We start from the raw sequence: 26,293 nt of genomic DNA on the forward strand, positions 1-26,293 counted from the left end.
GTTCCGTAAGCTCCTCGACGAAGGTCGTTGCGGCGACAACATCGGGGCACTCCTCCGTGGGATTGACCGGACTCAGATCGAACGTGGCCAGGTTCTGGCAAAGCCCGGTTCCATCAACCCCCACACCCACTTCATGGCTCAGGTCTATGTTCTGACCAAAGACGAAGGTGGGCGTCATACGCCATTCTTCGACGGCTACCGTCCGCAGTTCTACTTCAGAACAACCGACGTGACCGGTAACATCAAACTGCCAGAAGGCGTCGAAATGGTTATGCCTGGGGATCACGTTGAAATGGAAGTCACCCTCATCACCCCCATCGCCATCGAAGAAGGTCTCCGCTTCGCTATCCGTGAAGGCGGCCGTACCGTTGGTTCCGGAGCCGTTGCGAAAATCATCACTGACTAATGACGCTGAGTCCGGTTTTCGCAGAAAATCGGGAGTGGCCTGATCTACGAACGTTTCCCTGAGGGGATCACGTGCAGTAATGTGCACCTTCGGTGCGTCAGAACTGCGCAGTGTTAGGGAGTAGGCCGCGATAACGAAGCGAATGCAAATGACGTGAGAATCTTCTTTTATCAAGATAAAAAGATTCGAGACTCATTTGTAAACATTATAAAAGAGCCTGCTCCGCGCGAGTGGGCTCTTTTTCATAGGAGAAGCTATGGATAAGAAAACACGTCGGCAAGTCATTGATTCTTTGTTAAACCAGAGCAACCGACTGAGCATGGCTGATGCGGAAAAGGAAACCCTAAGGCAATTATGTGTTCAAGGAGCCAAAGAGGGGGATGCAGCGGCTACCTTGGCCCTTGGACGGCTTTACTACGAAGGTTTTACCGTCAGCCAGGATTATACCACGGCAAGGCATTACTTTGAGCAGGCGGCGGATTTGGGGTCAGAATGGGCCCTCAACTATTTAGGTTATTGCCATTATTATGGCCGGGCCATCCCTGTGGATTATGAAAAGGCCTTTTATTATTTTTCTAAATCAGGGGCTGAGGGGAATCATTGTGCCCTGTACAAGCTGGGAGATATGTATCGGGATGGCCTATATGTGGCGGCAGATCAGGAGAAGGCGTTGTCCTATTATCGACAGGCCATTGTCCGGATTACACCGGAAACGGCAGAGTACCCCAATATTTGTTTTCGCATTGGACATTGCGTTTTGATGGCTGGGGATAATGGTGTTACGGCTCTGGATGCCCTTAAATGGCTTCATCAGGCCCAGGAAGGCTGTTTTTACCTCCTAAGTCAGGGAGATCCCTATGCCCATCTTTCCCTGCCAGAAATCGAGCAAGATATCCGAAAGGCCTTGTCCTTACTGCAGACTTGGATTCCCCAAGATCCAGCGGTTCAGTATACATAAATCTTCCTTTAGCGCCATAAATACTGCTTAAAAATAAAGGAAAGAGCCCTATCCTATTTGTAATTAAGGAAATAGGAGGACGCTGTTGTGGCGGATAACGGGAGTTTTAAATTTCAGAGGGGTTATGGTATGGGTTTACCTTAGTGGAAATTGTGGTTGTATTGGCTATTTTGGGGATTATAGCGGCCTTTACCATTCCGGCGATGCTAGGATTTGTGAAAGAAGCCCGAGAAAAACAAGCCTATACGGAAATCCGTGAGGTGGCCTTGGCTTGTCAGAGTGCTTATACAGAGATTTATGCCACCTATCGCCTCAAACCTGAGGATCAGGTAATCTATACACCACGGTATGAATCCGCAGAGCCCTGGGACAAAGCTTTTCAGGAAAAGGTTCGATCATTGCTTGGTGGGGATGTGCACTGGGAGGATGTCCAGGGGATTGCAATAATGGGTAATATTATGGGGATTTACTATAAAAGCGGGGATTCCGTTTACCATTATTACAAGGATGAGACAGGAAAAGTGACCATCACAAAACAATAGGAGATTAAAAAATATAATTTTGCTCCTTGACACCCTTTTGTTTAATGCTATAATAAAAAACAACTTAATACTCTTCAGGGCAGGGTGAGAATCCCGACCGGCGGTATAGTCCGCGAGCCGAAAGGCATGATTTGGTGTAATTCCAAAACCGATGATAACATCGAGCAGTCGATGAAGTTCAGATGAAAGAAGAAAATGATTCGTGTTTATAGTGCCCTGGAATATTTTATTCCAGGGCTTTTTTACGCATAAGCGAACAGAAGTATGAATCAGAATGCAGAAAAGCCCTTTTAAAAGCTTGTTTTTAAGAGGGTTTTTCTGCATTTTGATTGACACGGCACAGCCGTGAAGGCGTGTCGGTGCAGAGCACCGGAACGCGTGAATCGATTCAGGAGGTGGGAAAATGACAGATCGAGACTATATGGCCATGGCCATCGAAGAAGCAAAGAAAGGAATGGGGTGGGTGAATCCCAACCCCATGGTGGGAGCCATCGTTGTGAAGGATGGTAGGGTGGTATCAACGGGGTACCACGCATCCTATGGGGGGGACCACGCCGAGCGTATGGCCCTGAAGGATTGTGGAGAGGAGGTGTGTGGCGCCACCTTGTATGTCACCTTGGAGCCTTGCTGCCACACCGGCAAAACCCCACCCTGTACCCAGATTATTTTAGAAAAGGGAATCGCCCGGGTCGTCGTAGGCAGCCTGGACCCCAACCCAAAGGTGGCCGGTGGGGGCATCGCCGTGCTGCGGGAGGCGGGTATTGCGGTGGAGACCGGTGTTTTGGGAGAACGATGTGATGCCTTTTATCGTCCCTTCTTCCACTACATTACCACCAAACGGCCCTATGTGCTCATGAAATACGCCATGACGGCAGATGGCAAGATTGCCACAGAAAGCGGTGCTTCCCGGTGGGTCAGCGGAGAGGCATCCCGGGAGGAGACCCAGGCCCTGCGGTGTGAGCTGGCGGGGATTATGGTGGGCATCGGAACAGTGCTGGCCGATGACCCGGCCCTGACCTGCAGACAGCCGGGGGGACGCAATCCTCTGCGGATTATCTGTGACAGCCGGCTGCGCATTCCCATGGACAGCCAAATCGTCACCACTGCGGCATCAGTCCCCACCGTCATTGCCATGGTGGAGGGTCCGGCGGAGAAGGTAAAGGCATTGGAAGGGGCGGGCTGCGAGGTATTATCGGTGGAAAAAGACGATGCCGGAGAGGTCAGTTTAAAGGCCCTGATGACAATTTTGGGTGATCGGGGCGTGGACAGTATCCTTTTAGAAGGGGGTGCTACCCTTAATGCCAGTGCCCTGGGGGCGGGCATCGTCAGTATCATTCGGTGTTATTTGGCCCCTAAAATTTTCGGTGGAAAAAAGGCACCGGGACCCGTAGGGGGCCTGGGCGTGGCAGTACCGGATCTTGCGGTTCCCCTGGAATTAATGGATGTTCACCGGATCGGCGGGGATTTGGTTATCGATTGGAGGATGACATGTTTACAGGCATTGTAGAAGAAATGGGGAAGGTGGTAGCCATTGAGCGGGGAAGCCGTTCCTCGGCATTGACCTTTACCGGCGATAAAATCTTTTCGGATTTAAAGATTGGGGATAGCGTGGCCACCAATGGGGTGTGCCTGACGGTCCGCAGCCTGGGGCATCGAACGTACACCGCTGATGTCATGGCCGAATCCCTGCGGCGCAGTGCCCTGGGAAGCCTGAAGGTGGGCAGTTCCGTCAATCTGGAACGGGCCATGGCCGCCGATGGCCGCTTTGGGGGACATATTGTCTCAGGGCATATTGACGGGACCGGGACCATTACGAGGAAGGTCCAGGAGGATAATGCCATGTGGTACCACATCACCACCTCCAGGGAGGTGCTGCGTTATATTGTGGCTAAGGGTAGTATTGCCATTGATGGCATCAGCCTGACGGTGGCCACCGTGGGGACCGATAGCTTTGGGGTGTCCATCATCCCCCATACCCTGGATGAAACCGTCCTGGGGAAAAAAGGCCCCGGGGATGTGGTCAATATTGAGAATGATGTTATCGGGAAATACGTGGAAAAGTTAATGGGCCTGGGTCCGGTGGAGGTCTCCCCTGAAAAAGGGGAAGGCCTCACGGTGGCAAAGCTGGCAGAATTAGGATTTTAAGGAGGATGTATGACATTTCAATTTAACACCATTGAAGAAGCACTAAAGGATATCCGACAGGGTAAAATTGTGCTGGTAACAGATGACGAGGGCCGGGAGAACGAAGGGGACTTTGTGTGCTCTGCGGCGGCAGCCACCACGGAGAATATTAATTTTATGGCACGATTGGGCCGGGGGCTGATCTGTATGCCCATGGAGGCCAGTCTGGCGGCCAAGCTGCGGCTGCCCCAGATGGTGGCAGATAACACCGATAATCACGAAACGGCATTCACCGTCTCCATCGACCATGTGGATACCACCACCGGGATCTCTGCGGTGGAGCGGTCTCTCACGGCCATGAAATGCGTGGAAGAGGGGGTCCGCCCCGAGGATTTCAGACGGCCGGGGCATATGTTCCCATTGGTGGCCAAGGCCGGTGGCGTACTGGAGCGGAACGGGCACACCGAAGCGACGGTGGATCTGATGAAGCTGGCGGGGGTAGAGCCCTGTGGGTTGTGCTGTGAAATCATGGCTGACGATGGAGAGATGATGCGGACGCCAGAGCTGATGGCACTGGCCAGGGAGTACGGGATCACCTTTATCACCATTGCAGACTTACAAAAATACCGTAAAATCCACGATACCCTGGTGGAGGAGGTGGCGGTGACTAAGCTGCCCACCCGCTATGGTGATTTTATGGCCCATGGCTTTGTTAACCGCTTAAATGGGGAGCACCATGTGGCCCTGGTAAAGGGGGACATCGGCGACGGCAGGCATCTCCTTTGCCGGGTCCATTCTGAATGTCTCACCGGGGATGCCTTTGGCTCCATTAAATGTGATTGCGGCCAGCAGTTTGCCGCCGCCATGACCCAGATTGAGGCTGAGGGCCGGGGGATTCTTCTGTATATGCGCCAGGAGGGCCGGGGTATCGGGCTGATTAATAAGCTTCGGGCCTACGAACTCCAGGACCAGGGGATGGATACCGTGGAGGCCAATGTGGCTTTGGGCTTTGCCCCGGATCTCCGGGAGTATTACATTGGGGCGCAGATTCTAAGGCATCTGGGGGCAAAATCCCTGGAACTTCTGACCAATAACCCCACTAAAATCGAAGGGCTTTCAGATTTTGGCCTGGAGATTGAAAAACGGGTATCCATCGAAATGCCTGAAACCACCCATGATGGCTTCTATCTCAAGACGAAGCAAGAAAAAATGAACCACTGCACACACTATTAAAATGGAGGATGAACAAATGGCTTATAATGTATTAGAAGGTAAAATGATTGCGGCAAAGGATGTACGGATTGGCATCGTGGCCGCCCGGTTCAATGAATTCATCGTGTCCCGCTTGCTCTCCGGGGCTGTGGATGGCCTGGTCCGTCACGATGTATCTGAGGAAAATATCGATGTGGCCTGGGTTCCCGGGGCCTTTGAAATCCCCCTCATCGCCCAGAAGATGGTGGGAACCGGTCGCTATGATGCAGTCATCTGCCTGGGAGCAGTGATCCGTGGTGCCACCAGCCACTACGATTATGTGTGCAACGAGGTATCCAAGGGCATCGCTACGGTTTCCCTGAAAAGCGATATCCCAGTGATGTTTGGCGTCATCACCACCGAAAATATTGAACAGGCCATCGAACGGGCTGGTACGAAGGTGGGGAACAAGGGCTACGACTGTGCCCTGGGCGCCATCGAGATGATCAATCTCGGCAAACGCATCGGCTAATGGCCCGGCTGCTCTTTGACTACGACGGCACCATTAACGATGCCCTGGTGGTGTACGCCCGGGCTTTCCGAAAAATTTACGGCAGGCTCGTGGCAGAGGGGTGGGCGGAGCCCCGGCAGTATGGGGATGCTGAAATCAGCCAATGGCTGGGGTATAGCGCCGAAGAAATGTGGCGGACCTTTATGCCGACCATGCCCCAGGAGAAGCGCTTGGCCTACAGCCGGCAGCTGGGTGAGGAAATGACGGCTATTATCCAAGGGGGCGGGGCCCGATGGTACCCCGGGGCAGAGGCCATGTTGGCCACCCTGAAAGCCCAGGGGCATACCTTGGTATTCTTAAGCAATTGCCGGCACTATTATCAGGAGCTTCATCGCCGGGTTTTCCAGATGGATCGCTTTTTTTCGGGGTATTACTGCACCGAGGATTATGGCGGGGCCTCAAAGGTAGGGATTTACGCCTATATTGCCGAGACCATAGGTGATGGGTTTATCGTTATTGGGGACCGGGACGTGGATATGGCCATCGCGCGGGTCCATAGTCTGGCCGCCATTGGATGCGGCTATGGCTATGGGCGTGTGGAAGAGCTCTCTGGTGCCAATATAGTGGTGAACCACCCTGATGAGATTATGGAGGCCCTTAGGAAATTGTTGGAATGAAAATAAATTGATGTTTTGAAGATTGACGAAAAGGTTTTCTAAAAGATCGAACAGGACGAGTCTTTCCAGTTGCACCACCCTTGTGATTAAGGTATAATCCATATAAGAGCAGGGGAAAAAAACATGGAGGAATTACGATGAAAAATGTAAGCTTTGACTATTCGAAGGCAGCTGGATTCGTGCGGGACCACGAGGTTGCTCTCATGAAGCGGTTGGCAGAAAATGCCCAGAAAGAGCTGGTGGCAAAAACCGGTGCCGGGAATGATTTCCTCGGCTGGATTGATTTGCCTGTGGACTACGATAAGGCAGAGTTTGACCGGGTGAAAGCAGCCGCGGATAAGATTAAGGGCGACTCTGAGGTTCTGGTAGTCATTGGAATTGGTGGCTCCTATCTGGGCAGCCGTGCCGCCATCGAATTTCTGGGACATAATTTTTACAACAAGGTCGACGCCGCCACCCGTGGGGGTGTGGAGGTATACTTTGCCGGGAATAATATCAGCGGAGCGTATCTGAATGATCTCATAGACGTCATTGGAGACCGGGATTTCTCTGTTAATGTCATCTCGAAATCCGGAACCACCACGGAGCCGGCCATCGCCTTCCGGATTTTTAAGAAAAAACTCATTGAAAAATATGGTGCAGAAGCAGCCGCCAAGCGGATTTACGCCACCACGGATAAGGCCCGTGGGGCCCTCAAGGGCTTAGCCGATGCCGAGGGCTACGAAACCTTCGTCATTCCCGACGATGTGGGCGGCCGGTTTACGGTGCTGACCCCGGTGGGGCTGTTACCCATCGCTGCGGCCGGCGGCGATATCGCTGCACTGATGCAGGGGGCTGCGGATATGCGAGCCATTGCCTTAGAGAAGGACTTTGAAGAAAACCCCTCCATGCAGTACGCCGCCCTGCGAAACATCTTCCTGCGCAAGGGAAAGAGCATGGAAATCCTGGCCAATTACCAGCCCAGCCTCCACAGCGTAGCAGAGTGGTGGAAGCAACTCTATGGCGAAAGCGAAGGCAAGGATCAAAAGGGAATCTTCCCGGCGGCCTATGACCTGTCCACAGACCTCCATTCCCTGGGACAGTTTATCCAGGATGGGGCCCGGATGATGTTTGAAACGGTGCTGAATGTGGAGGAAACCAAGTCCACGGTGGTTATTGAAGCCGAAGAAGAGGATCTGGATGGCCTGAATTATCTGGCCGGAAAGGATTTGGATTTTGTCAACCGCAACGCCATGCTGGGGACCATGCTGGCCCATACCGACGGCAGCACCCCCAACCTGATGGTGACCCTGCCAGACCAGAGCGCCTACGCCCTGGGGCAGCTGTTCTACTTCTTTGAATTTGCCTGTGGCGTAAGCGGCTATATCCTTGGGGTTAATCCCTTTAACCAGCCCGGGGTAGAAGATTATAAACGTAATATGTTTGCCCTTTTGGGTAAACCTGGCTACGAGGATGAACGGGAAGCGTTGCTGAAGCGGCTATAGCCCATTCTTTTGGGAATAAAAAACAATATTTTTATAGAGAAACAGCGCGCAGCCGTAACCGGTTGTAAGCTGTTTTTTCTTTGTAAAGCTTACCGCTTTCTGAGAACCACAATTGTCCCTTGTTCATTTTTCAAAAATATGGTAGACTATTCCAAGGTAATTTAAAGGTTTCTAAACTTGAAAATAATCTGGAGGAAGCACTTAATGAATAAAAATACGAAAATACTTATCGGTGTAGGGATTTTTGCACTGGTCCTCATTCTGCTGGTCAGCTTTGCCCTGGCTTATTCAGGCCGGGACGTGACCCTGCTGAAAGACCGTGCCCTGAATCTGAATGTCAATGGACAGAGCGTGATTATTCCCTTAAATGACGATCAGGCGGTTTACGATGTCCCCTGTTTAACCACAGAGCGGGACAATGTCTTTATCTTGGAAAATGATGCCGGAGCGTCCATCAAGGTGGAAGGGGTCACCCTGCAAACGGGTCGGAAGGCCAAGGTGGGCTTGTCTAAGATTTCGGATAATTATCGTCTGAGGGTGACGGTGGAAACCAGTAAGGATAACCGGACCATTTATTTTCGGACGAAGTCTTCTCTGCTGCCGGAAATGCAAGTCAGCGGGACAAGCCAATCCGGGGGTGAATACTTTGTGACGGATGCGGACAGTCCGGTGATGTATAAGCTGGACGGCAATGGCAATATCACCTGGTATATGGCTCTTTCCAAGGATCAGGCCAAGGGGCAGATTTTCACCAATCTTCAGAAGCAGACCCTGGAAAACGGGGATATCCGTTATACCTATCAGCTGGTAGACCCAGATGTGGATACCTATGGCATCAGTGATTATTTCCCGGGAAAAACAGTGGTGATGAACGAGAAATTTGAAATCATGGCCAATAAAACCGGTGGATTTACCCGGCTTTATAAGGATGTGACTAATGATGATAAGGTACCAGGTCAGCCAGTGGATGGCCATGGCTTCGTCCTTCTGGGGGATACCCATTATATCAGTGAAAGCTACGAAGTAGCCCGGGTGGATAATATTCCGGCGGCCCTGGGTCCCGGAACGGAAGGTACCCGGGTGGCCGCAGCCATTGTTCAGGAAGTCAAGGATAACCAGGTTGTCTTTGAATGGTGGAGTACGGATCATCCGGAGCTGTACGCCCTATCCACTGCCGGCAATAATTACAGCAGTGCAGAGGTTCAGGATTATCTTCATCTTAATGCTCTGTTGTTGGACCCCTCGGACAACAACCTCATCCTCTCCTTTAAAAATGCCGATATGTTGGTCAAAATCAATCGGGAGGATGGCAAAATTATGTGGATTCTCGGGGGAAATGGGGACCAATTTGGTCTGTCTGATACCCAGAAGTTTAAATCCCAGACCGATGCCACCATTAATGCCGATGGCAGTATCACCGTGATGGAAGGCAGTCGTGCCATCACCTATACCCTGGATGAAAAGACAAAGGCGGTGACCGCCGTTAAGGAATACCCCTTTGGGGATAAGAGCGTGACAAAATACGGCAGTGCCCAAATGACCGGTGGGGATCAGGAGATTTACACCATCGGCTGGGGTGTGAATAAGTCCGGCCGGGCGGCCATTACCGAGTATAATAAAACAGAAGGGAAGAAGGGCCTCGAGGTTCTTTACCCCAATGGACAATACACCTTCCGGGTCAACTTCTCCAAGGCGGAAAAAAAATAATAACAACATATGGATGAAGGTCCTCGCCCATGAAGGTGGTGCGGGGGCCTTTGTGTATCCAAACCCCCATTGGATTTAAAGATTCCTGTATTATAATAAAAATTCCAAAAAAATCATTTTATTGGGATGAGAAAGGAAGCATAATGGGAGCATCGATAAAGCGTTTTTTAAAAGAGTGGGGAAATTACATCATTTTGTTGGTTGTGCTGCTCATTACTTTTTTTGTGTTGAGGCAATGGACCACACCCCGGGAGCTTTTAGAGATTTTAAAGCAATCTAAGCCCTTGTATTTGGCTATGGCCATTCTCGCCGTTGCTGTTTATGTGGCCCTGGAGGCTTATATGCTCATGCGGCTGATGCGCCATAACCACCCCAGGGAGACGGCGGGCTTTTCCTTTACCCTGGCGGTGGTGGGGCAGTTTTATAACAACATCGATCCTACCTCTTCCGGTGGACAGCCCATGCAATTGTACGAGATGAGCCAGCGGGGATACTCCGTGGGGACGGGGACGGCTGTGTTGATGCAGAAATACGTGCTGTACGAGGTGGCGGTGACCGCCATCGCCGGAATTGCGGCTTTTTTTGCCTCTCATTTGATTTCCGGCTGGGGTCCGGATGGGGTGATGGTTATCATCGGACTGATCATCAATGGGGGGATGGTTGTTGTGATGTTATTTCTCCTGGTGAATGCCGTGGCTACGGAATCCCTAGCCCAACGATGTATTGTTTTTTTTGAACACGTAGGGATTATTAAAAATAAAGAGCGATGGAAGGGGCGTGTTTCGGGTTTCTTCCAGCAATATCAGGTGGGTATCGAAGCCATGAAGAAGAACATGGGGGAGGCGGTGGTGTTGACCCTCCTGTCCATTATTCAAATGATCATTTATTTTTCAGTGACCTACTGGATTTACCGGGCCCTGGGGATGTCGGGGCTGCCCATTAGTTTCTTTATCCTCAGGCAGGCCTTGCTTTACGTTTCGGTGGCTTTTATTCCCACACCAGGGAGTGCCGGAGGAGCGGAAGCGGTGTTTCTAATGATGTTTGGATCGGTCTTTGGAGCAGGGACACCGGTGGCTATGATTATTTGGCGGTTTATCACCTTCTACCTTATCCTTATCCTTGGGGGAATTTATGTGGGGATTTTTACCCTGAATAAGGAACGAAAGCGCAAGGGCAGAAAAAATAAAAGGAGACAGAGATGACAGAGTTTAATGAAAAAATCGATCGCCGGAAATCCGGGGATATCAAATGGTGCCCAGAGGTGGTATCTCAAAACATTAAAGCAAGAGTAGACGATAATATGCTGCCATTATGGGTGGCGGATATGGATTTTAAAAGTGCGCCACCCATAATGGCGGCACTGGAAGAACGCTTGGCCCACGGTATCTTTGGTTATTGCCATCCCACCACCCCCTGCCTAAAGGCAGTTACCTGGTGGCAGGGGCGCCGATTTGGCTGGAGGGTTGATCCAGAATGGGTCCAGATGACCCCCACGGTGGTATCTGCCATCAATATCGCTATTCGTGCCTTTACCGAGCCTGGGGATGGGGTGATTGTCCAGCAGCCAGTGTATCGGCCCTTTTCGGATATTGTAACGGGCAGCGGCCGCCGGGTAGTGAATAATGCCCTTGTATCCGATGGTGCAGGGTACTACACCATGGACTTGGAGGCCCTTCGGCAGCAGACGGCAGATCCCCGGACTAAAATGCTCATTTTGTGCAGCCCCCACAATCCGGTGGGGCGGGTATGGCACCCGGAAGAGCTTCGGGCATTGGCGGATATTTGTCTGGAAAATAATGTGCTGGTGGTCACTGATGAAATCCATTCGGATCTCATTTATCCCGGGCACACCCATTATAATTTGATGGCCCTTAGCCCGAAATATGAGGATGCTTTTATCTATCTCTCCGGACCGGGAAAGACCTTTAATATTCCGGGGCTGACGGTGGCCTACGCCATCATTCCAAAGGGGGATAAGCGTCGGGCGTTTATAGCAGAGCAGCGGGCCCTGACCCTGGAAATTGAAAACACCTTTGGGTTGGCAGCCCTGACTGCCGCCTATTCCGAGGCGGGAGAAACCTGGATGCTGAAGCTCCTTCATTATTTGGAGGGCAATGTTACGGTTTTAGGGGAGTTTGTGGAAAAGAAGCTTCCAGGAGTTACCATGAAGCGGCCCGAGGGAACCTACCTGTGCTGGCTGGATTTTAGAGGAACCGGGTTTAACGACCGGGCCATCCGTGAGAAAATCATGGGTGAGGCCGGGGTCATTGGTAATGCCGGTCCTTGGTTTGGCCAAGGGGGAGAAGGGTTTTTACGGCTGAACGTGGGCTGTACACGCCAGACACTAGAAGAAGCTCTCTGGCGGATAAAGAGCGTGTTGGAATGAAAACATACAAAGCATATTGACATAATATGGAATATGCTGTAAAATGCAGAAAAAGGTAAAGGGAGGTATTACGATGTACACATTATGGAAGGCATTGGAGTCCGCAAAGAGTTTTAAATGGATTGAATTATCCCATTCTCTCAATAATGACAGCCCCTTTTGGGGGGGAATCCCAGAGGGGGCCGTGGAGTTAGCTAAAACCTGCTTTGACTGGGGACACCCGGATTTGGAATGCCAGATTCAGACCTTTAAATTTCCAGGGCAATTTGGAACCCACATTGATTTCCCGGCACATTTCATCAAGGGGAAGGATAAGTCCGAGGCCTATGGCGTGGGCGATCTGGTCTTCCCCCTGTGCGTGGTGGATATTACCGCCCAGTCCAAGGAAAATAACAGCTACGCCGTGACGGTGGAGGATATTAAAGCCTACGAGGAGGAATTTGGGGCCATTCCCGAGGGTGCCTTTGTCGCCCTGCGTACGGATTGGTATAAACGGTGGCCGGATATGGATGCCCTGTCTGGTTTGGCAGAGGATGGCAGTGAAAATTTCCCAGGCTGGTCCATGGAGGCCTTAAAGTATATTTACGAGGTCCGAAAGGCAGCGGCCAATGGGCATGAGACCCTGGATACGGATTCCTCGGCGGTGGCGGCAGCGGCTGGGGACTTGATTTGTGAACGCTATGTTTTGGACCAGGAAAAGCTCCAGGTGGAGCTGCTGAAAAACCTGGACGTGGTGAAGCCCGCCGGGGCGGTTCTTATTGTGTCCTATCCCCGGATTGAAGGGGCGACAGGGCTGCCAGCCCGGGTATGGGCGGTAACAGAATAAAGGGTATCCACTAAAAAAGGGGGATGTCGATTGTCAACAATGTGAGGGTTGATGATTGACGTCCCCCTTTGCTGTGATGTGAATTTCTTAGCCTTGAAAGGATTCAAAAAGAAACAAGGGTAATTTTTCCACAACCCCTTTAAATCCAGTTTCCATCATGTTACAATATGTATGAAAATAAGTGCAACGATGTAAACATATGTAAAAATGGAGGAGAAAGCATGGGAATAAAACTGGTCGCGCTGGACATGGACGGGACGACTTTGGACAGCAATATCCGCTTAGCACCAGAAACGCGCGAGGCCATCGTTCGTGCCATTGATGCTGGCGTTCATGTGGTACCTTGTACTGGACGGGTTTTTGCCCAGCTGCCCCGGGAAATCTTAGAAATTCCAGGCCTAAATTACGCGGTAACGGCCAATGGGGCTCGGGTAACCGACCTGCGCGAAAACAATACTCTCATTTACGAAAATCCAATTCACGGAGATGTCTTATCAATGCTTTTGGAAATTGTCACAGCCTATCCTGCTTTACTGGAAGTCTATATTGGAGGCCGGACATATATGGAACGAAGCTGCTTTGATGCCATGGGAAGCTATGGTGTACCAGAGGAGTATTACAGCCTGTTTGCAGAATCCTGCCAGCTTATTGACTCTACGGATGATTTTAAATCTTTGCTGAAAAGCCAAAGTGTGGAGAAGGTCAATATTTTTTGCGGCGATGCCGAGATCAAAGGCCGGATGGCAAAAGCCCTGAACAAGACTGGTGAAGTCATGGTGACGACTTCCATGGAAACAAATTTAGAAATCAATGCAGCAACGGCGAATAAAGGCGATGGACTTTTCCATCTTTGTAAAAATCTGGGACTCCAGGCCCAAGATGTCATGGCCATCGGGGACAGCAACAACGATATGGAAATGCTTAAATACGCAGGATTGGCCGTGGCGATGGAAAATGCATCGAAGCCCATCAAGGCGATTTCAAACTTTATTACCACAACGAATGATGCTCTGGGTGTGGCCAATGCCATGGATCGGTTCATTTTATCAGAGTGGGTTTCTTAGGAGGAAGCTATGGGAGAAATCAAGCTGGTTGCGTTAGATATGGATGGAACAACACTGAATAGTGATATAAGCTTGGCCGGGCAAACCCGGCAGGCCATCCAGGCGGTAATGGACTATGGTATTAAAATTGTACCGTGTACCGGCAGGGTAATGGATGAGGTCCCACGGGATATTCTGGATATTCCCGGAATATGTCATGCCATTACCTCCAATGGTGCCCAGGTGACGGATTTGAAAAACCAAAAGGTGCTTTACTCCAATACTTTTAAACGGGAAGAGCTTCAGGAAGTTGTGGAAATTTTAGATCATTATGATCTGATGATTGAAGCGTATATTGATGGCGGAATCTGGACCGAGGCCCGGTGTCTGGAACGGATTTGGGACTACAATGTTAAAGAGGAATACTGGAGCATGTTCTTTAAAACCCGTCATGCCGCCCCCAGTCGGGATACTTTTATTGATCGTATCTTATGCAGCCCGGTGGAAAAATTCAATATCTTTTTCCGGCATCAGAAGGAACGTGCCCGCCTGGCGGAACAGCTCCGGCAAAAAACAGAAATGACCGTCATCTGTGCGGCGGAGAATAACCTTGAAATCAATAACCCCACTGCCAACAAGGGGGACGGACTAAAGCATCTGTGTGGACGGCTCAATATCTCCGGAGATGAGGTCATGGCCATTGGCGATAGCAATAATGACATCGAGATGCTTAAATATGCCGGCTTGGCTGTTGCCATGGGGAATGGTGGAGAACGGGTTAAGCAGGTTTCCGATTATGTGACCACCACCAACGACGATGGCGGCGTGGCCCTTGCCCTAGACCGCTTTATTCTAAAACGGCCATCATAAAAGAACTTTTTTTATGCCACTTTACTAAAAGTGGCTTTTTTTGCGTAGAAATAGACAAGGGCGGTAATGTTAAATGCGTTCGTTTCAGGTATAATTAAGGAATAAGAAGGGATATCTTATGCGAAAATTACTCACGTTTTTTTTGGTGCTGACCCTGGCCCTTGTCCTGACAACGGGCTGTCAGAACCAAAACAGTGCTGATTCCCGGGTTTTGTTTAAAGCCAAGGATGAGAGCGTCGAATTGTATATGCCTAACGATTCATGGAAGGTGATGACCGATGAGACCGGAGAAGCAGAGTTGGCTTCAGGGGAGGACAGTCTCATCAGCATCATCTACGTTCCGGTTTCAGAATTCAGCAGCCTGACTTTTTATAAAAGCCAAGGAGATCTGGAAGCGGGGATGCGGCAGATGAACGCCGACACAGGGAATACCTTTAGTACCAGCTATTTCTCAGATACCAAGGTGAATGGAATCGAAACTTACAAATACCTGGCTAAGATTACCGATGCCAAGGGTGGCGTTAGCTATACCGAATCCTACACCATCAAAGGGGATGAGGGAGCTTATGTGGTCAATGGCGTGGTCAAGGGCAATAACGAAGTCCTGGTCCAAGAGATGGAAAATGCCGTGGATAGCTTTACCATCCTCACCGGAGCCCTAAAGGGTAGTACGGCAGAAACCGTGGAATCCACCAAGACGGAAACCACCATCCAAAAGGAACTTCAGGCAGAACAGAATAGTCTGAAAACCTACGATTCCTTTACCACCCTATACGCCACTGGGGAAGTCAAGATCCGCAAGACACCCAGTGTCTATAGTGATAGCCTGGGAAGCATCGAACGTGGCGGTGCCGTAACCGCCATTGGAGAGACCAATCATTGGTATAAAATTCAGAATGAGGATGGCACCGCCTACGTTGCCCGGGGTTACTTTGTAGCGAATAAGGATGCTGCAGATGGCACCTTAGAGGCCGAAAAGCAGTCCTTAAAGACCTATGATGCCAAGAAAATGCACACTACCTCAGAAGTGCATTTCAGAAAGGATTGCACCACCTACAGCGATATTCTGGATACCCTGGCGGTGAATACCGAGGTCTCTGTTACCGGGGAAACCACCAATTGGTACCAGGTGACCTATAAGGATCAGAATGGCTATATCGATCGCCGGTATGTGACCATTGACACCCCTGCGGCCACAAAAGCACCCCAGGCAAAGCCCACCGCCACCCCATCCCCCACGGCGACACCGACACCGACCGCAACACCAGAACCCACGGCCACTCCGACGGCAACGCCTGAGCCCACCGCGGTGCCAACGGCAACGCCAGAACCTACGGCAGCACCCACCGCGACGCCTGAGCCCACCGCTGCTCCAACAGCGACACCAGAACCAACGGCAGTGCCCACGGCAACGCCGGAAGTAACGCCCGAGCCGACACCCGTAGCCACAACCCAAACGGCTAATCCCACGCCCACGGTTATCCTGGGGGATGGGGTCACCTTGACAACGCTGGATCATCCCTTGACGCTAACGGCTCTAAAGCCCGGGAACGTCCGGGAACAACCCAACGCTGAATCCAAGCTGATCAAGACCATGGCCATGGGGGATCAATTTACGGCCATTGCCAAAACCTCCGATGGCTGGTACCAGGTTCAATTGGAGGATAAAACCACGGCCTTCATCCTGGCAACCTATCTGGGTGGGGATTGATTCTGTATTCACTCGGTGAGACCGGTTTTACCGGTCTCTTTTTATGTCCTGCGTTGCGATTTTGAACGCTCAATGCTATAATCCTTATAAGGAAAACATAAAATGGAGGCTGTATGGACGAAAAACAAACAACCCTTTATCTTGTCCGTCACGGAACGACGGATTTAAATGTTAAAATGTGTTTTCAGGGAGCCTTGGATATTCCTCTGAATGCATTGGGTCTGGCCCAAGGGGACCGATTATACCATTACTTTAAAGAAATTCCAATCGATGTGGCCGTCAGCAGCCCGCTCATCCGGGCCCAGCAAACCCTGGAGGCCCTGCTGGGGGACCGAGCATACCGCTACGATATCCAAATCGAATCTGATCTCACAGAAATCAATGGAGGGGTGCTTGAGGGGCGGAGCATGAAAGAATGCGCCGTTTTCTTTCCGGAGTTCATGGAGGCCATGGGTGCCCATCCCGGGGCCGTCAATCCACCGGGGGGTGAACCGGGCCCAGTGGTTTACAATCGGGTTGCAGAGGCCATCAATGGACTGGTCCGTGAGCATCAGGGAAAGACCATCGTGGCCGTATCCCATGGATTTTCAATTCAGACCTGGCTCAATTATGCCAAGGGCATCCCTCCGGAGGCTATGGAGGAGGAGGTACTCCCCAATGTATCCGTGAGCAAATTTACCTTCGATGAAAATTTTAAGATCACCATTGACTATATCGGTGATAATAGCCATCTGCCAGAAGACATGCAGCAAACCTATAATTGGGAGGAATTAACCATGGAAGAACCTGTTTTCTTATGCTATCCCCGGTGCTCAACCTGTAAAAAGGCCCGGAAATTTTTAGAAGACCATGGCGTGGCCTATACCGAACGTCATATTGTAGAGGACCCCCTGACCAAGGAAGAAATTTTAGTCCTCATGGACCGCTATGGGGGAGAGCCGAAGCGATTCTTTAACACCAGCGGCATGCGCTATCGGGAATTAGCGCTAAAAGACATCGTCCCTAATATGGATGCGGAGGACATGGCCGTCTGGCTGGCCACCGATGGGATGCTTGTCAAACGTCCCCAGCTGATTTTAAAGGATAAGGTCTGTGTTGGGTTTAAAGAACAGGAGTGGGCCGAGGCCCTGGGTCTTTAATGGCCATGGAAATGAGTGAGCGCTATAGCTGCCTGTCCCAGGGTCCCCAGCCCATGGAAATTGTCCTGCTTATGGGGCGAGGCTGCTTTTGGAAAAAGTGTCGCTTCTGCGACTATTACGATGATGCCGGGGAGGATGCGGTCAGCATTCCCCTGGACCACAGGGTTTTAGATGCGGTCACCGGAGAATTTGGCCGTCTGGTGGTCCTAAACTCTGGCTCCTATTTTGAGCTGCCCCGGGAAATCCAGGCGCGAATCATCGATCTGTGTATGGAAAAGGGGATTGGCCATCTCCACCTGGAAAGCCATTGGCTTTTGGCGAATCAGGTGAAAAAGCTAAAGGCAGAGCTGGCCAGAAAGGGCATCGCCCTCCACCCCCGCATCGGTATCGAGACCTTCGACGAGGATTATCGGGAAGGGGTAATGGTAAAGGGGATGGGCTATGGCCTGGATCCCTCGGATATTGCCGCCGTTTTTGATGAATGCTGTCTCCTTTTCGGCATGGAGGGCCAGAGCCCTGAGCAATTTGAGCGGGATTTGGTCCTGGCAAAAAAATGGTTTCAGACCGTCTATATCAACATCTTCAACGATAATAAAACGCCCATTAAAGCCGATACCCAGCTCATCCGCTGGTTTATGGACAACTGGTATGAAGCCCTGGAAAAAGACCCCCAATGCTGGGTTCTCGTAGAGAATACAGCCCTGGGGGTCGGGGACTAAGCTATTTGAAATGGATGAAGGGTGCCCGCTGATCTGCCGGAGTAATGAGATCCAGCAGCACCTGTCGAAGGGCCTGATCCTCCTCGGAGGATCTTTTTTTAATGCGGGCTTCCTTTCCCTTTTTGGGATTATGGCTTTTCCGAGTCATAAAGCGTTCGTACAATAACTGGTCCATATTGGTGGCATTGTAGATAAAACCACAGGGATGGACCACCGCTAGTACCTGGGGATAGATTACCGAGGCCAGGCTATAATCGTGGGTTACGATGATATCGCCCTTGCCGGCCAAAGCACTCAGCTTATAATCCATGGCCCCGGGCAGATAGTCGCTGGGGGAAAAGGCCATGACATCCTCATCGGTGTCCTCATCCCAATCCCTGTTTCCCTCGGTAAAGATAAAAGCTGGAATATCATATTCCTTGGAAAGTTCATGACAGATTACCTTCGCGCTTTTGGGGCAGGCATCCCCGTCGATTAAAATCCTCATTTTTTCACTCCCTTTCGATGTGATTCTGCGTCGAGCTCCAGGGCCAAATCTGAGGGGGTCCTGTGCTTTAAATTACCCAGACGGACGCTAAAATAATAATTATTCGTAAATTCAATCAGGGCAAAGGCCCATAAAATAGTGCCAAAAACATTAAAGGGTACCCAGAGCTGTTGGGGCTCCCGGAGCAGAAGGTAGATAATCAATAAAGGATAGAGGCACAGCATGTAAGGGGTCACCTTTTTTAAAAGGGCGAAAATTTTAAGAATGAGGGGGCGATCCATGGAAACACCTCTGGCCTCTTGACGGCGGTAATACCAATAGGCCGTTCCCTGTAGGAGGACGAAAATTAAGATGGCCCCCGGGATGATGAGCCGTAAATCCAGACCTGTTTCCAGGGTTCCAGCCAGGCCATAGATAATATAGCCACAGATAAACGCCGTTACCAGTTCGCTGATAAAGAGCTTATGGCATTGTTTTTCACTTCGTGTTGGTGTGGTTTTTGGATTCATGGGGAGATGTCCCTTTCTCTGGTTGATGGTATCGGTGTTTTTCAATATAAGCCGATAACCGCTTGGTGTTCAGCAGGAAGATGACGATGAACACCGCATAGATGGCAACAAAAATAATAAGCTGTGTGGGATTCTCCGACATAATACCCGCCCCAATAAGGGTGTTGAGCAAGATGCCCGGAGTACGCCCCACCACACAGAGCAGTAAGAAGCGTCGGAAGGGAATTTTGGTCAGCCCGGCCACAAAACAGATGAGGTCATCGGGAAATGCCGGAAAAATAAAAATGAGGAATAGGATGGTTTCCATTTTATCCTCATGGATACTTTCAAACTTCTCAATCCAGGGCGAATTGTGGGAAAATTTAACCACAAAAGGCCGCCCCAGCCGCTTCGTCAGCGCAAATACCGCGCAGGACCCCAAAATCACCGCGGCGGAGCTGATCACCGTCCCCCAAAGACCACCAAAGAGAGCACCACCAATGAGGGTGGTGGTCCCGCCAGGCAGGGGAGCCAGAATGACCTGAAGCATCTGGAGGATGAAGTAAACGGCGGGGGTCCATGGTCCAAAGCCCAGAAGATAGGTTTTGAGTGCATCGATGGTCCCTAGATACTTAAGCATGTCGGTGCCGCCTCCTTTTGGTTTATTTTAGCATACCCCGATGGAGAATTCCCTAAAAACCTCAAAAAATTTCTGAATAAATTTGTGCTTTTTCCTTGACAAAAACAGCATTCACCATTATAATTATAAACTGTTCGGTAAATAAATATAATCGAATTTTAACTTAATATTTTTACTTTGCTGAAGCAGTGGAGAGGTGTCTGAGCTGGTTTAAGGAGCACGCCTGGAAAGCGTGTATACGTGAAAGCGTATCGGGGGTTCGAATCCCCCCTTCTCCGCCATTAAAAAACGATACGCGTAGGCGTTTTTTTATTTTTTGGAAAAAAACAAAGACAAACACTCCCCGTTTCCGTGGAGCGTTTAGTGTAGCTTCTCAACACCAATCCATCTTCTTCAAAAGGGCGGAGAGGGTAACCTCGGCCCAACTATACTGTTTCATGTATTCCCCTGAAAAAGCCCATTTTCCACGGTTCATTCCTTTGAGCAGCATATAATAATCACAATCAAAGGCCTCCATATTGACACAGTGCCCTGTCCGATTTTCGGAGAGGATTTCCTCTATGCCATATTGTTTTAGAATCCGTCGCAGCCGCATTGCAGCCGTGCGGCAGAGGGCGTCATCTCCATCGCCTTCCCAAACCACCGCCATTGCTTCTTTTGTCGTGACAAATCCCCCTTTATTATCGACTAAAAAGGCCAATAACTCCTTGGCCTTGGTACTGGAAAATTCAATAGGCTGCCCATGTAAAAAAATATCAAAGGTGCCAAAGGTGCGAATAAAGACCGGCTTATCCTGGCGCTGGCTTAAAAGTCGTGCCCGTTGGAGGACATCGCGGATATCGGCGGCGGAATAGGGCTTGGTCAGAAAATAGTCAGCCTTAAGCTTTAAAGCTGCATTGGCAAACTGATCATGGGCGGTGACATACACCAACACAATCTCCGGATACAGGGCTCTTAAGGCCTTGCCCAGGGTTAGTCCACTCATCTGGGGCATATCAATATCCAGGACTGCAAAATCCACGGCATGCTCCCGGGCGAAGTCCAGGGCTTCCCGGGGATTGGCAAAGGTTCCAATCATATCGATATCCTGGATCTGGGCACAGAGCTTCTGGAATTTGCGCATGGCCCAGGGTTCATCATCTACAAAAATAGTTCTCATTTTCACACTTCCTTTTTAACCTTTGGAATGACCAGAGTAACGGTGGTACCCACCCCCGGGGTGCTGGATATTTTCATTTTTCCCTGGCACATCTGTGTCAATCGATAGTTGATATTGTACAGTCCGGTGGAGCCGACATCCCTTTCCGCCTCATCTTCCCGCATTTTGAATCCAATGCCATCATCCTCAATGGTAATGGTGAACGCATCAGGTGTTTCCCTGGATGTTATTTGAATATGCCCGCACCCACCCTTGGGTCGAATACCATGATTGATGGCATTTTCCACAATGGGCTGGATGGTCAGGGGCGGAAGCTTGAAATCCAAGGAATCACTAGGGTATTTTAAGCGAATCCGGTTCTCAAAACGTAAATTTTGAATTTGCATATAGGTGCGGACATGGGTTAATTCTGTTTCAAAGGAGACAAGTTCCTGGGAAGACAGGGTATCGATATTCATTCGAAGGTAGCGGGCAAAGGATTCAATCTCCTCTTTGGCTCGGTTAGGGTCCACTTCAATGGCATCTTCAATGGCTCCCAAGGAATTGTAGAGAAAATGAGGTTTGATTTGGCTGAGCATTAGGGTGCTGCGTAAATTATTCAGGCGTATCTCAGAGAATTTATTCAGCTTTTGATGGACAGTACGAAGCTCAGTGACAAAAAGCATAATATTGATAAAGAGTATCCCCATCACCAGGGTGGTTGTACAGGTATTAATAATCCAAATATCCCGATAGGGGAGTCCGTTGGTGGGTGTTACCCAATAATCGATGAATCCGCAGAGGATATAACAGAGGATAATCAGACCAGAGGAATAAATGCCCATGGGGATAATCTCATCATAATTATTATCAAAATATATAAATGAAAAGCAAACGGGAATTAGGGTAAATAAAAAATTCTGAAAGCCTAATGCCCAGTCTAAAAAAAAGGAAGCCCCAATCTCAAAGAGATAGGCATAGAGCAGGATGCAAAAAAACATCGATTTAAAGGAACTGAACCGTGAAATGCGATACAGCAGGAAAAAAGGGAACAGCCAAAGAGACAGATACCGATTAAAAGATATTGTTTTAAAAAGAGGAAGATCAATAAAGAATAAACCGATTGGATGACGCCCAACAGCAAGTGGATTAAATAACGGTGTTTATCAATGGATCGATACACGTATTGGAGTAATCGATCCCGATTAATATCGAGTTTTAGCACGTCAAAACCCTCCTCAGCCAATTTTGAAGCATTTTACAGATAAAACCACAGGGCATCTACGCTTCTGATACGCATGCTACTGTAAAATGGCAGTATGATCGATAGCGAGTAGGATACAGATTCAATTTTTAGGAAATGATAGTTAATAATCATTATAACAAAGGAAAGGGGTGGATGCAAGTGGATAATTCCCTTGAAAAGACAGGGAACCCAATGGAGTTACTTGAATTTTTAACGGTTTATTCGGGCTGTCAGTTCATATCCGATTTAAAATTTTCAACACAATGGAAGGTTGTGCTGAAAAGGATAAGTGAGCAGGAGATACTTATATATCAATTCTCGTTGGACGAATGGAAGCAGGCGTTAAAATACCTAAAAAACGAAAGAAACTCGGGACAGTCAAGGGAAGAGATTCTTCGACAATTGCTAAAGGAATAGCAAATACAACAGAGAAAGGACAAAAGAAAAGGGCGTGTTCGATTTAAAAAGAATAAAAAGAAGAGTGGAAATTGGCTTATTACTATTGTTTATTGTTGGCTTTTTAGGAAGTGGTGTGGGAGTGATGACGTCAATGCATTCCGTCGATGCTCAAGCTGCCAGCCGGATTTTTGTGCCATTAGTACAAAAAAGCTGGGGTCATGAGGAAGAACAAACACAAAAGCGTTTCATAACAAAAGAGTCATTCAATATCGTTAGAGGAATAAATCCGAATACGGGTTTAGGGTCGGGTTGGAGTATACAAGGCTCCATGAAAATGGGGCTGCTACTCTTAATCAGCATCATTTTAATCATCCATATCCGAAAAAAGGCCAAGCAAAGAAGATGATTATCAAAAATAAAAGTTTATGCAGATGAAAGAGAAGGACGGTATGAGGAGACTAGGAATTACTTTTTTCATGACGATGATGATTTTTATGAATTTAGGAATATGTATTGATGGCGGAGCGGTAAGGGCGGAGAGTGTGGATTCCATAAGTTATCTTTCTCAAACGTATGGAGTTCCCTATACAGAAAAGGATGCCAATGGGAGTGCTGCGGATAGGGATCAGGATGGGAAGTTGACCTATATGTTACCATCCAATGGCTATAAAACCGCGACAAAAACAATAAGAGAAACGATCACCAATGAACAGGGGTGCCAGGAGGATAAAATAACCACGGTCTATACTGATTGGGTTGAATTTAATGCCCGATCGGTGATGGATCCTAATTTAGATGATTATTCAAATAATGGATATTTTGAAAAAGTTTATAATCCCAGAAACCATCAGGTCAGCAGCACGACCGGAGCGTTAGCGGATGCCTTCGGCCCTGGAAATCTGGAGGTCCAACATTGGCAGGATGGCGGGCTTGGCCAAACCCAGGCACAGTACTGGCGGATTGTATTTGCCAGCGACTATGCCATGGATAATGCGGTGATGACCATTACCCTTCCTTATGATGGAACCATAAGTTAGGATACAACAGACTGGGTGATTAATCGCTACTATCCTGGGGTTAATGGTGGTGGACACTATACCCAGGCATTACAAGCAAAATCCATAACCATCAATGAAAACATTGTGATTATTGAGCTTGGTAATATTCCTCCTGATAGTGCCTATGGAATTACCTTTACGAAACGATTTAATCCCCCGGCAGATTTTTCAGAGGATAAAAAAATAACGGTTACCAAGGTGACCGGCCAATGGAACGAAGAGGGATTAACGTTGGCACTAGAGGCTAAAAAAGAGAAAATGCGGGCAGAAGGGGCCATTCCAGAGGAAATACATGCAGCAACCCTGGATTATATGAAAATGCCACAATCCATTGAGAGCATTCGTTATGAAAATGAAGTGTGCCCCCTCCGCTTTGATGTCATCCATCACTTTGTAAGCAAAACGGATGGAAAGGTGTTACCGCCAGATGTTCTTGGGATTTTGCCATTAAAACAGGTGGGGAAAACAGTGGGGACAGAGGTTCATGCAACGGCTCCGAGCCAAAATACGGTACAGGTTGAGGATGGTATCTGGCGTTTTAAAGGCTATGATCGAGAGAAGGATACCATTGCGAATAAGGATGTTGAATTTGTCGGCTATTGGGAATTTGAGCCGGCAGCAGCAAAATACCCGGCAACAGAAACGAAGGATAAACCGCTAAAGAACGATGTAAAAACGGGCATTACAAGGGATCATTGGGGATTGATGCTTTTACCAATCCTGTTGGCTGCAGTGGTGGCTTACCCGGCAATTAAAAAAATAAAAGGAGATTAATTTCCAGTTACTGGAGGCGATGCCTTCGATGGGAACAGAATACCCCCAATGATCATTTGAGATCATTGGGGGTATTTTTCTATGATCCACTGGATGAATTGGAACACCCACGCGAAAAACTGGGGATTGATGCCAGAATGGAAGCAACGATATAATTAAGGAAGTTTAAAGCGAGAATATTGAATCGTATTTGGCGAGTAAATCGAAGGTGGGGGAGTGAGAATGGCCATTCATATTCGGGTCCCAAGGATGCTCGAGGAGCAGCGGGATGAGCCGGGAATTCAACAGGAATTAAATCAAGCAGAACGAATTTTGAAAGTGCAAGCTACTTTGCTGACCGATGGACATATTCATTTTATCTTTATGAAGGGGGAATATCGCCAAGTAATGCGTCAGTTAAAAATCACTGGCTTACTGATCAATAAAACGGGAAACCCCCTTCACAGTATCAGTGCCTCCATGCATCTGCGGTTTAATAATTTTAAAGCCATCATCCGGCCCCGGATTATATCCTTTCCCGGGCATTATATTGGGACTCTCTGGCCGGAGGAAGGGCTTTTGTTTCACAGCAATTTCCAGGTAAAGGGAAAAATGGCAAACCAGGTGTTTTCAGCCCTGGATATTAGTGGCAGTATGGAGAACATCCACTTTTCCCAGGAAAAAATAGGCGTTGCCCTTTAAAGACACTGGAAAGAATGGTCATCATCCGGAAAAATCAATCCAATCTGTCGCCGGGCTTCATCCATAATCTCCAAACTCATTAGGGAGTATTGATTATGGCAGGCACCAGTATGGCCTGCTTCAATGAGCCGTACCCATTCGGTCACTTGACCCACCATATCCAGATCCCGGCCTTTGCCAGGTGTGGCACTAAAAAGGGATTCGGGGGAACCCTGGCGGGGAAAGAGCTTAAGCTCCAGGGGGCGGTTGATGGCTGTTAACAAAAGGGTCCCATCCTCTCCTTGGATTTGGCTGGGAATGTGGCCATCAGTAATTTTAGAATAGGTTAATTCGGCGTCCATGCCGTCGTAGGTTGCCAGGATGGTGCCCGCACCGTCCACTCCGTTTTTGAGGCGGATCCCCTCAGCAACAATTTTTTGAGGTGCACCAAAGAGCTTGACCAGGGGATGGATGCAGTAAACCCCAATATCCATTAACGCACCGTTAGACAAGGCGGGGTTAAAGGCATTTTCTACGATGCCTTTTTTAAAATGATCATAGCGGGAGGAGTATTGACAATACTGGAAGCTGACCCGACGAATGGTCCCTAGACGGGGCAGGGCGGCTGTCATTTTTTGAAATCCTGGGGTAAAGAGGGCGCGCATCCCTTCCATGAGTACAAGGTGCTGCTCCTCTGCCAGGGTGATTAGCCGGGCGAGCTGGGCCGCATTGGTGGTGATGGTTTTCTCACAGAGGACATGCTTGCCATGGCTTAGCATGAGAAGGGCTTGTTCGTAATGACAGCTATTGGGGCTGGCGATATAAACCCCATTAATTTCTGGATTTTGGGCCAGGGCAAGGAGATCGGTTTCGATGGCCTGGGCACCATGTTTTTCTTTAAAGGCCAAGGCCGTTTCCGGATTTCGGGAATAGACGGTGTGATAATGAAGGGATGGGATGGTCTGGACAGCTGAAATAAACCAATCGACAATAAAATTGGTACCGATAGTGGCGACGTTGATCATGGGGGTTCCTCCAATCTTTTAAGGAAATTCATACCCTGTATAACACTAGATCCTCTGTACAAAGAACCCCCGAAGCCTTTAATT

At 49.2% G+C, this 26,293-nt stretch carries 28 protein-coding genes, 1 tRNA gene and 1 riboswitch; of the genes, 23 read left to right on the forward strand and 6 right to left on the reverse strand.

What is annotated here, in order from left to right; genetic code table 11:
* The 18 genes from BLW33_RS11655 to BLW33_RS11740 all read left to right on the forward strand — a co-directional run.
* A partial coding sequence (locus tag BLW33_RS11655) for an EF-Tu C-terminal domain-related protein (protein WP_479723646.1) occupies positions 1 to 406 on the forward strand: 406 nt, incomplete at its 5' end.
* A gap of 256 nt (positions 407 to 662) precedes the next feature.
* Positions 663 to 1,364 carry a tetratricopeptide repeat protein gene (locus BLW33_RS11660; protein ID WP_090309098.1) on the forward strand — a complete coding sequence of 234 codons (702 nt, stop codon included), beginning with the start codon at positions 663 to 665 and terminating at the stop codon, positions 1,362 to 1,364.
* A gap of 110 nt (positions 1,365 to 1,474) precedes the next feature.
* Positions 1,475 to 1,906 carry a type II secretion system protein gene (locus BLW33_RS11665; RefSeq protein ID WP_090309100.1) on the forward strand — a complete coding sequence of 144 codons (432 nt, stop codon included), beginning with the start codon at positions 1,475 to 1,477 and terminating at the stop codon, positions 1,904 to 1,906.
* A 66-nt stretch (positions 1,907 to 1,972) separates the two neighbouring features.
* Positions 1,973 to 2,104: riboswitch (FMN riboswitch) on the forward strand.
* Between the two features lie 205 nt (positions 2,105 to 2,309).
* Positions 2,310 to 3,413, forward strand: a complete 1,104-nt coding sequence (ribD, locus tag BLW33_RS11670; protein ID WP_090309102.1) for a bifunctional diaminohydroxyphosphoribosylaminopyrimidine deaminase/5-amino-6-(5-phosphoribosylamino)uracil reductase RibD — start codon at positions 2,310 to 2,312, stop codon at positions 3,411 to 3,413.
* Positions 3,395 to 4,051, forward strand: a complete 657-nt coding sequence (locus tag BLW33_RS11675; RefSeq protein ID WP_090309105.1) for a riboflavin synthase — start codon at positions 3,395 to 3,397, stop codon at positions 4,049 to 4,051. The genes ribD and BLW33_RS11675 overlap by 19 nt, the downstream gene beginning before the upstream one ends.
* Before the next feature lie 9 nt (positions 4,052 to 4,060).
* A complete protein-coding gene (locus BLW33_RS11680; RefSeq protein WP_090309107.1) occupies positions 4,061 to 5,263 on the forward strand; it encodes a bifunctional 3,4-dihydroxy-2-butanone-4-phosphate synthase/GTP cyclohydrolase II in 1,203 nt (400 codons plus the stop codon).
* Between the two features lie 16 nt (positions 5,264 to 5,279).
* Complete coding sequence (ribH, locus tag BLW33_RS11685) at positions 5,280 to 5,753, forward strand: 6,7-dimethyl-8-ribityllumazine synthase (RefSeq protein ID WP_090309110.1); 474 nt, start codon at positions 5,280 to 5,282, stop codon at positions 5,751 to 5,753.
* Complete coding sequence (locus BLW33_RS11690) at positions 5,753 to 6,409, forward strand: HAD family hydrolase (protein WP_090309113.1); 657 nt, start codon at positions 5,753 to 5,755, stop codon at positions 6,407 to 6,409. Before ribH ends, BLW33_RS11690 begins: the two co-directional genes overlap by 1 nt.
* A 137-nt stretch (positions 6,410 to 6,546) precedes the next feature.
* Positions 6,547 to 7,893 (forward strand): glucose-6-phosphate isomerase, encoded by a 1,347-nt coding sequence (locus tag BLW33_RS11695; RefSeq protein ID WP_090309115.1) that lies wholly within the window; start codon positions 6,547 to 6,549, stop codon positions 7,891 to 7,893.
* Positions 7,894 to 8,097: 204 nt separating this feature from the next.
* On the forward strand, positions 8,098 to 9,600 hold the full coding sequence (locus tag BLW33_RS11700) for an aryl-sulfate sulfotransferase (protein ID WP_090309118.1): 1,503 nt from the start codon (positions 8,098 to 8,100) through the stop codon (positions 9,598 to 9,600).
* 143 nt (positions 9,601 to 9,743) lie between these two features.
* Complete coding sequence (locus tag BLW33_RS11705) at positions 9,744 to 10,802, forward strand: lysylphosphatidylglycerol synthase transmembrane domain-containing protein (RefSeq protein ID WP_176966722.1); 1,059 nt, start codon at positions 9,744 to 9,746, stop codon at positions 10,800 to 10,802.
* On the forward strand, positions 10,799 to 11,986 hold the full coding sequence (locus tag BLW33_RS11710; protein ID WP_090309123.1) for a MalY/PatB family protein: 1,188 nt from the start codon (positions 10,799 to 10,801) through the stop codon (positions 11,984 to 11,986). Before BLW33_RS11705 ends, BLW33_RS11710 begins: the two co-directional genes overlap by 4 nt.
* A 73-nt stretch (positions 11,987 to 12,059) precedes the next feature.
* Positions 12,060 to 12,812, forward strand: coding sequence for a cyclase family protein (locus BLW33_RS11715; protein ID WP_090309125.1), 753 nt, complete (start codon positions 12,060 to 12,062; stop codon positions 12,810 to 12,812).
* A 221-nt stretch (positions 12,813 to 13,033) separates the two neighbouring features.
* Positions 13,034 to 13,876, forward strand: a complete 843-nt coding sequence (locus BLW33_RS11720) for a Cof-type HAD-IIB family hydrolase (protein WP_176966723.1) — start codon at positions 13,034 to 13,036, stop codon at positions 13,874 to 13,876.
* A gap of 9 nt (positions 13,877 to 13,885) precedes the next feature.
* Positions 13,886 to 14,725 carry a Cof-type HAD-IIB family hydrolase gene (locus BLW33_RS11725; protein WP_090309131.1) on the forward strand — a complete coding sequence of 280 codons (840 nt, stop codon included), beginning with the start codon at positions 13,886 to 13,888 and terminating at the stop codon, positions 14,723 to 14,725.
* Between the two features lie 118 nt (positions 14,726 to 14,843).
* The gene (locus BLW33_RS11730) at positions 14,844 to 16,436 is read left to right on the forward strand and encodes an SH3 domain-containing protein (protein WP_090309134.1); all 1,593 of its coding nucleotides are present in this window, start codon (positions 14,844 to 14,846) and stop codon (positions 16,434 to 16,436) included.
* 113 nt (positions 16,437 to 16,549) lie between these two features.
* Positions 16,550 to 17,575, forward strand: a complete 1,026-nt coding sequence (locus BLW33_RS14525; RefSeq protein ID WP_090309137.1) for a Spx/MgsR family RNA polymerase-binding regulatory protein — start codon at positions 16,550 to 16,552, stop codon at positions 17,573 to 17,575.
* A 5-nt stretch (positions 17,576 to 17,580) separates the two neighbouring features.
* A complete protein-coding gene (locus BLW33_RS11740) occupies positions 17,581 to 18,294 on the forward strand; it encodes a radical SAM protein (protein ID WP_143032639.1) in 714 nt (237 codons plus the stop codon).
* Position 18,295: 1 nt separating this feature from the next.
* Here BLW33_RS11740 and BLW33_RS11745 read toward each other — a convergent pair whose 3' ends face one another.
* From BLW33_RS11745 to BLW33_RS11755, 3 genes are read right to left on the reverse strand one after another with little or no spacing between them, the layout of a single operon-like run.
* Complete coding sequence (locus tag BLW33_RS11745) at positions 18,296 to 18,781, reverse strand: DUF188 domain-containing protein (protein WP_090309143.1); 486 nt, start codon at positions 18,779 to 18,781, stop codon at positions 18,296 to 18,298.
* Complete coding sequence (locus tag BLW33_RS11750; RefSeq protein WP_090309146.1) at positions 18,778 to 19,290, reverse strand: hypothetical protein; 513 nt, start codon at positions 19,288 to 19,290, stop codon at positions 18,778 to 18,780. Before BLW33_RS11750 ends, BLW33_RS11745 begins: the two co-directional genes overlap by 4 nt.
* Positions 19,259 to 19,909 carry a TVP38/TMEM64 family protein gene (locus tag BLW33_RS11755; protein ID WP_090309147.1) on the reverse strand — a complete coding sequence of 217 codons (651 nt, stop codon included), beginning with the start codon at positions 19,907 to 19,909 and terminating at the stop codon, positions 19,259 to 19,261. The genes BLW33_RS11750 and BLW33_RS11755 overlap by 32 nt, the downstream gene beginning before the upstream one ends.
* A 190-nt stretch (positions 19,910 to 20,099) precedes the next feature.
* On the opposite strand from BLW33_RS11755, the gene BLW33_RS11760 reads away from it, so the two are divergent.
* Positions 20,100 to 20,190 (forward strand) — tRNA-Ser (locus BLW33_RS11760).
* A gap of 92 nt (positions 20,191 to 20,282) precedes the next feature.
* Here the strand turns inward: BLW33_RS11760 and BLW33_RS11765 are convergent.
* Positions 20,283 to 21,068 carry a response regulator gene (locus tag BLW33_RS11765; protein WP_090309150.1) on the reverse strand — a complete coding sequence of 262 codons (786 nt, stop codon included), beginning with the start codon at positions 21,066 to 21,068 and terminating at the stop codon, positions 20,283 to 20,285.
* A 2-nt stretch (positions 21,069 to 21,070) separates the two neighbouring features.
* Positions 21,071 to 22,048: a sensor histidine kinase gene (locus BLW33_RS11770; protein ID WP_090309152.1), complete on the reverse strand. Its 978-nt coding sequence runs from the start codon at positions 22,046 to 22,048 to the stop codon at positions 21,071 to 21,073.
* Between the two features lie 726 nt (positions 22,049 to 22,774).
* On the opposite strand from BLW33_RS11770, the gene BLW33_RS11780 reads away from it, so the two are divergent.
* The 4 genes from BLW33_RS11780 (at position 22,775) to BLW33_RS11795 (ending at position 25,205) form a co-directional block, all read left to right on the forward strand.
* On the forward strand, positions 22,775 to 23,098 hold the full coding sequence (locus BLW33_RS11780) for a hypothetical protein (protein ID WP_207647839.1): 324 nt from the start codon (positions 22,775 to 22,777) through the stop codon (positions 23,096 to 23,098).
* 88 nt (positions 23,099 to 23,186) lie between these two features.
* Positions 23,187 to 23,729, forward strand: a complete 543-nt coding sequence (locus BLW33_RS11785; protein ID WP_143032641.1) for a hypothetical protein — start codon at positions 23,187 to 23,189, stop codon at positions 23,727 to 23,729.
* Positions 23,730 to 23,744: 15 nt separating this feature from the next.
* Positions 23,745 to 24,524, forward strand: a complete 780-nt coding sequence (locus BLW33_RS11790) for an SHIRT domain-containing protein (RefSeq protein ID WP_090309161.1) — start codon at positions 23,745 to 23,747, stop codon at positions 24,522 to 24,524.
* A 222-nt stretch (positions 24,525 to 24,746) separates the two neighbouring features.
* On the forward strand, positions 24,747 to 25,205 hold the full coding sequence (locus tag BLW33_RS11795; protein ID WP_090309164.1) for a hypothetical protein: 459 nt from the start codon (positions 24,747 to 24,749) through the stop codon (positions 25,203 to 25,205).
* Here the strand turns inward: BLW33_RS11795 and BLW33_RS11800 are convergent.
* Positions 25,202 to 26,209 carry a Gfo/Idh/MocA family protein gene (locus BLW33_RS11800; RefSeq protein WP_090309167.1) on the reverse strand — a complete coding sequence of 336 codons (1,008 nt, stop codon included), beginning with the start codon at positions 26,207 to 26,209 and terminating at the stop codon, positions 25,202 to 25,204. The genes BLW33_RS11795 and BLW33_RS11800 overlap by 4 nt on opposite strands.
* Positions 26,210 to 26,293: the final 84 nt, after the last annotated feature.

Origin of the sequence: Eubacterium aggregans, assembly GCF_900107815.1 — a bacterium.
Classification (GTDB): domain Bacteria; phylum Bacillota; class Clostridia; order Eubacteriales; family Eubacteriaceae; genus Eubacterium_O; species Eubacterium_O aggregans.